Origin of the sequence: Companilactobacillus heilongjiangensis, assembly GCF_000831645.3 — a bacterium.
In the GTDB taxonomy this organism is placed as follows: domain Bacteria; phylum Bacillota; class Bacilli; order Lactobacillales; family Lactobacillaceae; genus Companilactobacillus; species Companilactobacillus heilongjiangensis.
In genome coordinates, this window is sequence record NZ_CP012559.1 from 547,374 (window position 1) to 560,408 (window position 13,035).

Below are 13,035 nucleotides of genomic sequence, written 5' to 3' on the forward strand. Positions count from 1 at the left end.
TTATTGGCAAAAGCTAAAACAAAATTCGTATGTCAAAATTGTGGGTATGTTTCCCCAAAGTATCTCGGACGCTGCCCTAACTGTGGCGTTTGGAATCAAATGGTTGAAGAAATTGACCAACCAGATATTGCTAAGATAAGTAAAGCTAATGCATCACCTAGTCGTCGTGTCAGTGATGTCGAATCTAAGCCGGTTAAGTTAGGTGAAGTTTCGTTTGAAAAGGAACCTCGTGTTAAGACTGAACTTGGCGAGTTGAATCGTGTGCTTGGTGGTGGTATCGTGCCGGGATCATTAATCTTAATTGGTGGTGACCCTGGTATTGGTAAATCAACGCTTTTGACGCAGGTATCAGGTCAATTAGCTAGGGATGGCAGTAAAGTTTTGTACGTTTCTGGTGAAGAGAGTGCTTCTCAAATTAAGATGCGTGCTGACCGAATCGGCGTTACGGGCGATAATTTGTATCTTTATCCACAGACAGATATGAGTTATATCCGTGAAAATATCGATGAAATGCACCCTGACTATTTGATTATTGATTCTGTTCAAACAATGGATGAACCGGAGATAACGTCAGCTGTTGGTAGTGTTTCACAAATTCGTGAAGTTACAGCGGAATTGATGAACATTGCTAAGCAACAAAATATCACCGTTTTTGTCGTTGGACATGTGACTAAAGGTGGTGCCATTGCTGGTCCAAAAATTTTGGAACATATGGTTGATACTGTTTTATACTTTGAAGGGGACACCCATCATAGTTACCGTATTTTGCGTTCGGTTAAGAACCGTTTTGGTTCAACGAATGAAATCGGTATTTTTGAAATGCGTACTAAAGGATTGGTCGAAGTGGCTAATCCATCAGAGATTTTCTTGGAAGAACGTTTAGCCGATGCCAATGGTTCTGCGGTTGTTGTTTCAATGGAAGGTACGAGACCAATTTTAGTTGAAATTCAGTCGCTAATAACGCCAACAGTCTTTGGAAATGCTAAGAGAACCGCCACTGGCTTAGATCACAACCGCGTTTCAGTGATCATGGCCGTGTTGGAAAAACGTGGCAACTTGATGCTTCAAAATCAGGATGCTTACTTGAAGTCAACCGGTGGCGTAAAATTAGATGAACCTGCGATTGATTTGGCTTTAGCAATGTCGATTGCATCAAGTTACAAGAATATCGGGATTTCTGGAACAGATTGTTTTGTTGGTGAAGTTGGTTTGACCGGTGAAGTACGTCGTGTCAATCGAATTGATCAACGTGTCAGTGAAGCTGAAAAATTAGGCTTCAAACGAATTTTTGTTCCCAAGAATAACCAAGGTGACTGGTCAAAAGACAGTAAAATTCAAATAATCGGTGTCAGTACAGTATCAGATGCAATGAAGAAAATTTTTTAATGAGGAGGTTTCTATGCGAAAGATTGTAGTAAATATAATTTTTGCACTATTAGGTATCGCAGTCGGGATAACTGTTTTACCTAGTTTGTGGGAAGTATCAGGTTTAGCAGGAATTGCTTTTATCAACAACGGCTATTTTGATGGACTTATTGGATGTATTATATTTTATTTTTTGTCGTTCTTGTTTGTTAAACCAATTTTAGATTTAAACCAACAGATTGAGAAATATCTCAATTCGAGATCCCCTGGTTGGATCATTTACGGATCAGGATTCTTAATCGGTGGCTTAATTTTGGCCAACATCATTTCGATTCCGTTCTATATGATGCACAATATGTTCTCAAACGTCATCCCAGTCATTTTAATGATTGTCTTTGGATGGATTGGTTTTAGAATGGGAACTAGTCGTCGTAATGACTGGAGTAATTTCTCGATTTCAAAACGTAATACTAACAATAATAAAACAGCAGAAAAGAATAATGGGATTGCTTCTGAGGGTGAGGTAACTCGTCGTTCAGCTAAAAAGGACTATTATCCATATAAGATTTTGGATACTTCTGTCGTTATTGATGGTCGTATTCATCAATTAGCACAAACTGGATTTTTGGAAGGTAAGTTGATGATTCCGGACTTCGTTGTCCATGAATTACAATTGATTTCTGATTCCAGCGATAATCAAAAACGTGAACGTGGTCGTCGTGGTTTGGATATTTTGAACGAAATCAAGATGGATCAAACGATTAATTATGAAACAACAACACGAGATTATGATAATATTCCAGAAGTGGATATGAAATTGCTTAAATTAGCTAAAGAAATCGGTGGTGCTGTCATCACAAATGATTATAATTTAAGTAAGGTAAGTGAATTTCAAAATGTTCAAGTACTTAACATTAACGAATTAGCCAAAGTTTTGAAACCTATGGTTTTGCCAGGAGAAACAATGACTGTTAAAGTTATTAAAGAGGGTACTGAAAGAGAGCAAGGTGTTGCATACCTAGAAGATGGTACGATGGTCGTTGTTGAAGAAGGTAAATACTTCATTAACAAGGACGTCGATGTCGTTGTAACTAGTGCATTGCAAACTGATGCTGGTAAAATGATTTTTGCAAAGCCTAAACATTCAATGCATGGTATCCAAGAAAAGAGTAGCGCCAAGGAGAATTCCAATAACCGTAACAGCAGTTCCAATAGCTCCAATAACAACAGTAATGGCAACCGGAATTCAAATCGAAACAACTCGAGAAATAAAAGGGGAGAACACAGAAATGGCAAAAAAGTCAGATAACAAAATTCGTGTAAGATATGCACCAAGTCCAACAGGTCACTTGCACATTGGGAACGCTAGAACAGCTATCTTTAACTACTTATTCGCACGTAGTCACAAGGGAACTTTCGTAATCCGTATTGAAGATACAGATACAAAGCGTAACGTTGAAGGCGGTACTAAGAGTCAACTAGAAAACCTTAAATGGCTTGGTGTTGATTGGGATGAGGGTCCAGATGTCGGTGGAGATTATGGTCCTTACCGTCAATCAGAAAGAAAAGCAATTTATCAAAAGTATATCGATGAATTACTTGAAAAGGGCTTGGCTTACAAATCATATCTGACTGAAGAACAACTAACAAAGATGCGTGAAGAGCAAGAAGCTAATGGTCAAATGCCACACTACGAATACGAATTCGAAGGTATGACTGAAGACGAAAAGGCTGCTAAGATCAAAGAAGCTGAAGATGCTGGATTACAACCAGTTGTCAGATTCCACGTACCACATGCTAAGAACTACGAATGGGACGATATCGTTAAAGGTAAAGTTTCAATCGGATCAGATACTATCGGTGGCGATTGGGTTATCCAAAAGCGTGACGGTATGCCTACATACAACTTTGCCGTTGTTGTTGATGACCACTTGATGGAAATCTCTCATGTTCTTCGTGGTGATGATCACGTTGCTAACACACCTAAACAATTGATGATTTACGATGCACTTGGCTGGGAAGCTCCTAAGTTCGGTCACATGACACTTATCATCAATACTGAAACTGGTAAGAAATTGAGTAAACGTGATGAATCAATTCTCCAATTCATCGAACAATATCGTGATTTAGGATACTTACCAGAAGCTATGTTTAACTTCATTACTTTGCTTGGCTGGTCACCAGTTGGTGAAGATGAGTTATTCACAAGAAAGCAATTTATCAAGATTTTTGATGAACACCGTTTGAGCAGATCACCTGCTAAGTTTGATCAAAAGAAACTTGAATGGGTAAACAACCAATACGTTAAGGGTGCTGACGTTTCTGAAATTACTGACTTAGTACTTTCAAACTTGATTGAAGCAAAACGTATTCCTGCTGATCCAAGCACAGATGAAATTCAATGGGTTAGACATTTAACAGAACTTTACATGCCACAAATGAGTTACACACAACAAATCGTTGAATTGTCAGATGTCTTCTTCAACCAACCAGAACACCTAACAGATGACGAACAAAAAGAACTTGTTGACGACGATTCAAAGACAGCTATTGAAGATTTGAAGGGTAAGTTAGAAAAACTTGACCGCTTCACAGCAACACAAATCATGGCTGCTATTCAATCAGTTAGAGCTGATACTGGTGTCAAAGGTAGAAAACTTTACATGCCAGCTAGAATTGCTGCAACAAGAACAATGCATGGTCCAGCTATTGCTGAAACTATCGAATTGTTTGGTAAAGAAAAAGCTCTTGCTAATATCGACAAGACTTTGAATGAAATGAAATAATTCGTTTCAAATAAAATAAAACAGAAAAAGAGGTTGAAGGAAAACTTAGTTTGCCTCAACCCCTTTTTTATATATAGGTGAAGATTATGTTGAAAATTTTTAATACCTTAACGCGTGAAAAAGAAGAATTTAAATCGATAACACCTAAACAAGTTAATATGTATGTCTGTGGACCAACTGTGTATAACTACATTCATATTGGTAATGCGCGTTCAATCGTTGCTTTCGATACTGTTCGTCGTTATTTAGAGTTTCTAGGTTACAACGTTAAATTTGTTTCTAACTTCACCGATGTTGACGATAAGATGATTAAAGAAGCTAACCGCGAGGGCATTACTGTTCCCGAAGTAGCTGACCGTTTTATCAAAGCTTTCTATGAAGATATTGATGCAATTAACGTCCAACGTGCAACTATCAACCCTCGCGCAACGGATAACATTCAAGAAATCATTGATTTTATTAAAGATTTAATTGATAAGGGTTATGCCTATGAATCGCAAGGGGATGTTTTCTATCGTGCTCGTAAGTTTGAACACTATGGCGAATTGTCTGATCAAAATATCGACCAATTAGTTGAAGGCGCCAGTGAACATGTTGGCGATTCTGAATTCGACAAGAAGCAAGATCCAATCGACTTTGCACTTTGGAAGAAAGCTAAGCCAAATGAAATCAAATGGGATTCTCCTTGGGGTGAAGGCCGTCCGGGCTGGCATATTGAATGTTCAGTGATGTCAACTAAATACTTAGGCGATACTTTTGATATCCATGGTGGTGGTCAAGATTTGGAATTCCCTCACCACGAAAATGAAATTGCCCAGAGTGAAGCTAAGACTGGTAAGAAATTTGTCAATTATTGGATGCACAACGGATTTGTTACAGTTGAAAATAACGAAAAGATGAGCAAGTCACTGGGAAACTTTGTAACTGTTCACGATTTAGTTAAATCAACGAATCCGCAAGTTTTGAGATTCTTCTTGTCGTCAACACATTACCGTCGTCCACTTGAATATTCTCAAGCTAATTTGCAAAAAGCTGCCGATAATTTGGATAAGATTAAGACTGCTTACAACAACTTGAAGTTCCGTCTTGATGGAGCTGAAGATGCCACTGATATCAAGGATACACAAGCACAAGTTGACAAGATTGTTGCTGACTTTACAGCTGCTATGAATGATGATTTTAACGTTCAAAATGGCTTGACAGAAATCTTTAATTTGGTCAGCCTCGCTAACAACACTGCTGCTCAAGAGACGGTTGCTAAAAATGCTGCAAATGTTATCCTAGAAGCTATGGTTAAATTGACTAGTATTTTGGGTGTCAACTTGGATGAAGACCAACAAGATTTATCCGAAGAAATTCAACAAATGGTCGATGCACGTGATGAAGCTAGAGCAAATAAAGATTTTGCTACCAGCGATAAATTACGTGACCAACTAAAGGATATGGGTGTGATCTTAGAGGATACACCACAAGGAACACGGTGGCATATTAATGACTGATGTTAAGAAATTTAATGGCGTAACTTTGGCATATTTAGGGGATGCAGTTTATGAAGTATTTATTCGTGAACACTTGCTTTCCAAAAATATTGTTAAAGTTAACGAATTACAGCACCAAGCGAAACATTACGTTTCCGCAAAAGCACAAGCATCTTTAATCACATTGATGCTTGATAATGACGTTTTATCTGAACAAGAGATTCGTATTTACAAGAACGGTCGTAATGCGAAAAAGCAAACCAAAGCAAAGAATACAAGTGTCGTCACATATCATATGTCCACTGGTTTTGAAGCAGTTTTTGGCTATTTAGATATTACTGGCAACAAAGAACGTGTGAAAGAACTAGCACAATGGTGCATAAATGAAGTAGAGACAGGTGAAGCAGATGACAGACAGTTCAAATAATAGTAACAGTGAAGCAAAAGAATTAATTTACGGTGTCCATTCAGTAATCGAATTATTGAAGTCAGCAACCGCAAATCAACGAGTTAACAAAGTTTTAGTTCAAAAAGGACTTTCAAGTGAACATATCGCCGAAGCTATCAAGTTAGCTAAGAGAGACCGTTTAATTGTTCAAGAAGTACCTAAGAACAAACTAGATGACATCAGTGACGGTGGAAATCACCAAGGTATGGCCGCATATATCGCCCCATATCAATACGCCGAGTTAGAAGATATTTTCAAGAGAGCCGAAGAGAAGAACGAAGATCCATTCATCCTGATCCTAGATAAAATTGAAGATCCCCATAACTTAGGCTCAATCATGCGTACAGCCGATGCCGTTGGCGTTCATGGAATTATCGTTCCAAAGCACAGATCGACTGGTTTAACATCAACCGTAGCGAAGACATCAACAGGTGCCATCGAACACGTACCAGTAGTCCGTGTAACAAACTTAGTTAATACAATTAAAGAACTAAAAGAGAGAAACGTCTGGGTCTTTGGAACAGCTATGGAAGGCGACAACTACCGTAACTGGAATGCCAAAGGAGCAGTAGCTCTAATCATCGGAAACGAAGGTAAGGGAATCTCTCCATTAGTATTGAAGCAAGCAGACCAAACATTGAACATTCCAATGGTAGGACATGTACAAAGTTTGAACGCAAGTGTTGCTACAGGTATCTTGTTGTATCAAGCTTTTGCATCAAGAAACGCTTAACAGTTTTAAGTATTTAAATTTTTAATATTAGATATATCCAAAGTAGACGGATATATCTTTTTTTGTTCCTCAAAATAAATTAGCCACGGGTTGTCAGTAATACAGCTGCAATGGAGGTGGCGTTATGGCTTCAGCCATTACACCACGGGGCGAGTTTTGAAACTTGCGAACTGTGCAAGGTTCAAAATCGAGGTTCGAGACCGCACTTTGGCTCGGACCGGTCCCCATAGCAGACTGCATTACTGACAACCCGTGGCGGCAGGCACTATATAACCTAAATAATTAAATATCATTCGTTTTTTTTGTAAACAAACGTTCGCTAGAATAACAAAAATAACTCCTGTAATCTTATAAGTGTAAAATTATTGTCCGTAATAAATTTATCTAATGCTTAGTGAAGAATCATTATTGATCGAACAAGTAAGAAATGACCGTAATTCACCCGCTCTAGTTTTATTGGTTAATAAGTACCGTCCGATGATTGATAACTTGGCAAAGCAGTATTTCATAACTAGTTACGAACGTGATGACTGGTATCAAGAAGCCTATTTTAGTTGCTTTCAATCATGTCAATTGTTTGATGGTTCTACTGGATCCAAATTTGGTAGTTTTTTCAAAATGAAATTTACACATTGTATTATTGATTTGATCAGATATGAAAATGCAAATAAAAGGAAGGTCAATGGTTTAACAGAATCACTTGATGAAATCGACCAATCTAAAATGACTACCCCAAGTCATAAGAATGCGGTCGAGGATTTTGATAATATTCGAATTGCGACAACAGCGATGAATCTTAGAGAGTTAATTGCCCTAAGATATGTCTATGGTCGCACACGATTAGATGATGCATGTCTCCAAGCTGACTGTGATGTTAAAGCTCTTAAAGCGGCAGCTCAAAGATGTAAAAGAAAAATTAAAGAACAACAAGATAATCATTTGTCATGATATTGCAATGGACAAACCCAGTTCCAGAGTTTACAATTAATAAGATTAAGTTTAGATTTTGGAGAAAAACATGGGATTAAGAAAAGTTGCCTTAGCTTGTACAGTTTGTGGATCAAGAAATTACACAATCACTGAAAACCCTAGTCGTACTGAAAGACTAGAAGTTAAAAAGTTTTGCAAGCACTGTGGCAAACATACATTGCATAAAGAAACAAGATAACTCTGGAGGAACAAATGAAACTATTTAAATTTTTTGGTAGTGTCAACAAAGAAATGAAATTAGTTGTTTGGCCTACATTTAAAGAAAACAAGCGTGATACTTGGACTGTTATCGCTACATCACTAATGTACGCAGTCTTCTTTGCTCTAGTTGACTGGGGCTTGATTGCATTGTTACAACACTTCGTAATGGGTAAATAGATTGTAAGAGTGTCAAAAATTTGCTATTATGTTTGTAACGAGAAAAACTTCGACATGGTTCGGAGTTTTTTTATTTTGAATTTTTGGAGGAAATTATGGCTGAAGCTGGCGAAAAACAATGGTATGTACTACATACCTATTCAGGATATGAAAACAAAGTTAAGGAAAATCTAGAATCACGTGCCCAATCAATGGGTATGGAAGATTTCATTTTCCGTGCAGTTGTTCCTGAAGAAGAAGAAACAAAAGTTAAAAACGGTAAAGAAAAGAAAGAAATGGAAAAGACTTTCCCTGGATATGTTCTAGTAGAAATGGTTATGTCCGATGAATCATGGTTTATCGTTCGTAATACTCCAGGTGTTACCGGATTTGTCGGCAGTCACGGTTCTGGTAGTAAACCTGCACCTCTATTACCTGAAGAAATTGATAACATTCTTAGCCAATTTGGTATGGATTCACAAAAACCATCTGACTTTGAAGTTGGCGAAACAGTTAAGATCACTGACGGTGCCTTCACAGACACAACAGGTAAGATTACTGAAATTGATGACGAACACAGAAAACTTAAAGTTGATGTTGATATGTTTGGACGTATGACATCAGCCGAAGTTGACTTTACATCAGTTGAGAAACAAGGCTAATTAAGTTTGCCGCTTCCGGTTTTGAGTGACGAAGTCTGCTATGTGACCGGTGCGAGCCAAAGTACGGTCTCGCGCCTCGATTTTGAGCTTCGCAAAGTACGCGAATCTCAAAATACGTCAGTGGTGTAAGAAAGGAAAATCGCATTTCTAACGCCACTACCACAGCAGTCTTCATCACTCAAACCTCCAGCTAGTTGGTCTGTGACGAAGTTTGTTCATATATATAATTAAGCAATATGATAGATGATGAGTTACCGATATTTTGGGATTAATACCTTGAGTAGTTAGTTATAAATATTAATTCATATGTCGTTTGATTGTATGTAAGGAATTAAACAGTAAACATCAAGCAACCCAAGAGTCGGAGGGGGCAAGTAAATTAACCAGCAGTGAAGGTGGCGTTAGGGCTTTAGCCCTTACACCACGGGACGAGTTTTGAAACTTGCGAACTGTGCAAGGTTCAAAATCGAGGTTCGAGACCGCACTATGGCTCGGACCGGTCCCCACTGCAGGTTAAATTTATTTGCCCCCGGAGACGGAACCAAAAATAAATATTGTAAACAACGGTAGACCGTGCTACCATATAAACCGTATGTTTTTGAGACATACATGTGGGAGAGAAAATTTTGATTCTCATCATGACCACATCACGGAACAAGGAGGTATGCACCGTGGCTAAAAAAGTTGCTAACGTAGTAAAATTACAAATCCCTGCTGGACAGGCTACTCCAGCTCCTCCAGTTGGTCCTGCTTTAGGACAAGCTGGTATTAACATTGTTGCCTTTACAAAGGACTTCAATGCACGTACACAAGATCAAAAGGGTATGATTATCCCTGTTGTTATCTCAGTATATGAAGACCGTTCATTCGATTTCGTTACTAAGACACCACCAGCTGCAGTTCTATTGAAGAAAGCTGCTGGCGTTGAAAAGGGCTCTGGCGAACCTAACACAAATAAGGTTGCCACAGTTACTGAAGACCAAGTTCGCGAAATTGCTGAAACCAAGATGAAAGACCTAAACGCTGCTAGTGTTGAAGCTGCAATGCGTATGGTTGCTGGTACTGCAAGAAGTATGGGCTTTGAAGTAAAGTAAAAGACTAGATTTAAGCAGTTTACAGGAATGTGAAAGCATTCTTAACAAGTGGGAGGGGAAAATATAATTCTCCGAAAGACCACAAAGCAAGGAGGAACTTAGCATGGCTAAGCATGGAAAGAAATATACAGAAGCATTAAAACAAGTAGATAAAAACAAAAGCTATACTGCTGAAGAGGCTGTTGAATTATTAAAGAAGGTTGACTTCGCTAAATTCGACGCAACTGTTGAAGTTGCTGTTAACTTGGATGTAGATCCAAAACAAGCTGATCAACAAATTCGTGGAGCTATCGTACTACCTAATGGTACTGGTAAGACACAAAAGGTTATCGTCTTCGCTGAAGGACAACAAGCTAAGGATGCTGAAGCAGCCGGAGCAGATATTGTTGGTTCTGATGACCTTGTTGAAAAAATCCAAGACGGCTGGCTAGACTTTGACGTTGCTGTTGCAACACCACCAATGATGGCTAAAGTAGGTCGTTTAGGTCGTGTTCTTGGACCTAAAGGTTTGATGCCTAACCCTAAGACAGGTACTGTTACAATGAATGTTACAAAGGCTGTTAATGATATTAAAGCCGGACAAGTTACATACCGTGTTGATTCAAACGGTCTTATCCACGCACCAATCGGTAAGATTTCATTTGATACAGATAAAATTACAGAAAACTTCAATACTTTCTATAATGCTATCTTGAAGGCACGCCCTGCATCATTGAAGGGTAGCTATGTAGTTAGTGTTAACATGACATCTACATTTGGACCTGGTCTAAAGATCAACGCTTAATTAGTGTTGACTAACTACCAAAATAATGATAGATTAATATAGTTGATTTCTACCGAAGACTCAGGTGATGAAAGTCTTAATATCCTGCCGAGGCCAGAAGATTATTTCACTTAATCTCTGTGTCCCTTGGGCACAGAGATTTTATTTTTTTAAGCCGAAATTTGTAGATAATTAACTAAAAAATTGTGGAGGTGAAACGTAATAATGAAGCAAGATGTATTAGCAGCAAAACAAGCACAAGTTGATGAAATTGCTAAACAACTAACAGGCGCAAAATCAGTAATCGTTGTTGATTACTTAGGTCTAACAGTTGAACAAGCTACAGAAATGCGTGCAGAATTACGTGAACAAGGCGCTACAATGCAAGTTATTAAGAATACAATCTTAAGACGTGCAGCTGAACAAGCCGGCGTTGAAGGTCTCGAAGAATACTTCGTTGGACCAACAGCCATTGCTTACTCAGAAACAGATCCTGTTGGACCTGCTAAAGTAGCAGCTAAGTTTGCCAAAGATGTTGACGCCGTTGAAATTAAGGGTGGAATCATCGAAGGTAAAGCAGCAACTCTTGAACAAATTCAAGAACTTGCAACATTACCAGACAGAGATGGCTTGCTATCTATGTTGGTATCTGTATTACAAGCTCCAGTTCGCGACTTTGCTATGGTTGTTAAGGCCATTGCAGACAAAGACGACGAACCTGCCGCTTAATTAAATTAAACTATAACTCATAATATTTGGAGGATACTATAATGGCTTTAGATACACAAAAGATTATCGATGATTTAAAAGATGCATCAATCCTAGAACTTAACGACCTTGTTAAGGCTATTGAAGAAGAATTTGACGTTAAGGCTGCTGCTCCTGTTGCAGCTGCTGGTGCTGCTGGTGCAGACGCTGCTGCTGAAAAGGATTCATTCGATGTTGAACTTACAGAAGCTGGACAAGAAAAGGTTAAGGTTATCAAGGAAGTTCGTGGTATCACAGGACTTGGCTTGAAAGACTCAAAAGACCTAGTTGATGGCGCTCCTAAGGTTATCAAGGAAGGCGTTGCTAAAGCTGACGCTGACGAAATGAAGTCAAAACTTGAAGCCGTTGGTGCTACAGTTACATTGAAGTAATACACTTTAATGATAAAATTAATCCTCGTAAGAGGATTTTTTTTTACCCTTAAAAGGAAAGGTGAAACGTATGGCTAATCAATATTTTGAAAATGATCCAAGTCTGGAACATGAAATCAAGAATTTTAATTTTACCTTGCGCAATCATAATTTCGACTTTATGTCTGATAGCGGAGTATTCTCTCGTCAGACAGTCGATTATGGCTCACGTGTGTTGATTGATGCAATCGATTTTCAAAACATTCCGAGTGGTAATATTTTGGATGTTGGTTGTGGCTATGGCCCAATCGGTTTAGCTTTGGCTAAAGATCAACCAAGTCGCCAAGTTACAATGGTTGACGTCAACTTGCGTGCTTTAGATTTGGCTAAGAAAAATGCCAGTGGCAACCAAGTTAAAAACGTTGAGATTTTTGAATCAGATACTTATAAGAGCGTTGAAGGCAAGTATGCGTTGATCGTCTCTAATCCACCAGTACGTGCAGGTAAGAGTGTTGTAACGTCAATTTTGGCCGATTCTAAGGACTATTTGGCTGCTAATGGAGAACTCTGGATTGTCTTACAAAAGAAACAGGGTGCTCCTTCAGCTAAGAAGTTGATGGATAAAACATTTGGCAACGTTGAAGTTGTGACTCGGGATAAGGGATATTATATTTTAAGAAGCAAGATGGTTTAGTGGGTTTCCGTCTCCAGGACTGAGAATATTTACCCGCTATGCGGACCGGCCTGAGCCAAGGTCTCAGCCCTCGGTTTGAAGCCTTACCAAAGTGCGGTAAGTCTCCAAACTCGCCCGGTGGTGTAAGAGCTAAAGCTCTAACGCCACACCCACAGCGGGTAAATATTCTCAGTCCTTCCGACTCTTTGGTTGATTTTTTGTTATTTCTTGAGAATTCAATAAATAGTAGTCGGAGCCTTGAGAATAAATTTTAAATATAATTGAATTGATTTAATTTTCAAGCCTGTTTTAGAATGATCTGAAATTTTCGTTCAATTGCTAATTCAATTTAGAAATAAATTAGTTGGAAGAGATGAGCGTATTCATATGCCGCGAAAGTGGCGTTATGGTTTTAGCCATTACACCACCGGGCGTGTTGGAGACTTTTCGTTCTTTGAAAAGGCTTCAACCGAGGTTCGAGACCGTTCTTTGGCTCGGACCGTACCGCGCAGCAGATGAATACGCTCATCTCTGGAAACGGCACACTTGATTGTGTTATATTCATGTT

At 38.7% G+C, this 13,035-nt stretch carries 15 protein-coding genes and 1 other annotated feature; all 15 genes read left to right on the forward strand.

All coding sequences use genetic code 11. The annotated features are described in order from the left end of the window. Positions 1–3: 3 nt before the first annotated feature. On the forward strand, positions 4–1,386 hold the full coding sequence (gene radA, locus JP39_RS02400) for a DNA repair protein RadA (RefSeq protein ID WP_041498876.1): 1,383 nt from the start codon (positions 4–6) through the stop codon (positions 1,384–1,386). 13 nt (positions 1,387–1,399) lie between these two features. Continuing rightward, on the forward strand, positions 1,400–2,674 hold the full coding sequence (locus tag JP39_RS02405; RefSeq protein WP_041498809.1) for a PIN/TRAM domain-containing protein: 1,275 nt from the start codon (positions 1,400–1,402) through the stop codon (positions 2,672–2,674). Further along, positions 2,655–4,151, forward strand: coding sequence for a glutamate--tRNA ligase (gene gltX / locus JP39_RS02410; RefSeq protein ID WP_041498808.1), 1,497 nt, complete (start codon positions 2,655–2,657; stop codon positions 4,149–4,151). The genes JP39_RS02405 and gltX overlap by 20 nt, the downstream gene beginning before the upstream one ends. An 86-nt stretch (positions 4,152–4,237) precedes the next feature. Continuing rightward, positions 4,238–5,650: a cysteine--tRNA ligase gene (cysS, locus tag JP39_RS02415; RefSeq protein WP_041498807.1), complete on the forward strand. Its 1,413-nt coding sequence runs from the start codon at positions 4,238–4,240 to the stop codon at positions 5,648–5,650. Next, complete coding sequence (locus JP39_RS02420) at positions 5,643–6,056, forward strand: Mini-ribonuclease 3 (RefSeq protein ID WP_041498806.1); 414 nt, start codon at positions 5,643–5,645, stop codon at positions 6,054–6,056. Before cysS ends, JP39_RS02420 begins: the two co-directional genes overlap by 8 nt. Further along, the gene (gene rlmB, locus JP39_RS02425) at positions 6,037–6,810 is read left to right on the forward strand and encodes a 23S rRNA (guanosine(2251)-2'-O)-methyltransferase RlmB (RefSeq protein ID WP_041498804.1); all 774 of its coding nucleotides are present in this window, start codon (positions 6,037–6,039) and stop codon (positions 6,808–6,810) included. The genes JP39_RS02420 and rlmB overlap by 20 nt, the downstream gene beginning before the upstream one ends. A gap of 387 nt (positions 6,811–7,197) precedes the next feature. Beyond that, complete coding sequence (locus tag JP39_RS02430; RefSeq protein WP_082330625.1) at positions 7,198–7,758, forward strand: sigma-70 family RNA polymerase sigma factor; 561 nt, start codon at positions 7,198–7,200, stop codon at positions 7,756–7,758. A 70-nt stretch (positions 7,759–7,828) separates the two neighbouring features. Beyond that, positions 7,829–7,978 carry a 50S ribosomal protein L33 gene (gene rpmG / locus JP39_RS12440; RefSeq protein ID WP_082330626.1) on the forward strand — a complete coding sequence of 50 codons (150 nt, stop codon included), beginning with the start codon at positions 7,829–7,831 and terminating at the stop codon, positions 7,976–7,978. A gap of 14 nt (positions 7,979–7,992) precedes the next feature. Beyond that, positions 7,993–8,178, forward strand: a complete 186-nt coding sequence (gene secE, locus JP39_RS02435) for a preprotein translocase subunit SecE (RefSeq protein ID WP_041498802.1) — start codon at positions 7,993–7,995, stop codon at positions 8,176–8,178. A gap of 95 nt (positions 8,179–8,273) precedes the next feature. Next, positions 8,274–8,819, forward strand: coding sequence for a transcription termination/antitermination protein NusG (nusG, locus tag JP39_RS02440; protein WP_041498801.1), 546 nt, complete (start codon positions 8,274–8,276; stop codon positions 8,817–8,819). Positions 8,820–9,490: 671 nt separating this feature from the next. Continuing rightward, positions 9,491–9,913, forward strand: a complete 423-nt coding sequence (gene rplK / locus JP39_RS02445; protein WP_041498799.1) for a 50S ribosomal protein L11 — start codon at positions 9,491–9,493, stop codon at positions 9,911–9,913. A 103-nt stretch (positions 9,914–10,016) separates the two neighbouring features. Beyond that, positions 10,017–10,697, forward strand: coding sequence for a 50S ribosomal protein L1 (rplA, locus tag JP39_RS02450; RefSeq protein ID WP_041498797.1), 681 nt, complete (start codon positions 10,017–10,019; stop codon positions 10,695–10,697). Between the two features lie 34 nt (positions 10,698–10,731). Next, positions 10,732–10,851, forward strand: a sequence feature (ribosomal protein L10 leader region). Between the two features lie 50 nt (positions 10,852–10,901). After that, the gene (rplJ, locus tag JP39_RS02455; RefSeq protein WP_041498795.1) at positions 10,902–11,405 is read left to right on the forward strand and encodes a 50S ribosomal protein L10; all 504 of its coding nucleotides are present in this window, start codon (positions 10,902–10,904) and stop codon (positions 11,403–11,405) included. Between the two features lie 41 nt (positions 11,406–11,446). Then, positions 11,447–11,815 (forward strand): 50S ribosomal protein L7/L12, encoded by a 369-nt coding sequence (gene rplL, locus JP39_RS02460; protein WP_041498794.1) that lies wholly within the window; start codon positions 11,447–11,449, stop codon positions 11,813–11,815. Between the two features lie 70 nt (positions 11,816–11,885). Then, positions 11,886–12,488 carry a class I SAM-dependent methyltransferase gene (locus JP39_RS02465; RefSeq protein WP_041498793.1) on the forward strand — a complete coding sequence of 201 codons (603 nt, stop codon included), beginning with the start codon at positions 11,886–11,888 and terminating at the stop codon, positions 12,486–12,488. The last annotated feature ends 547 nt before the right edge of the window (positions 12,489–13,035 follow it).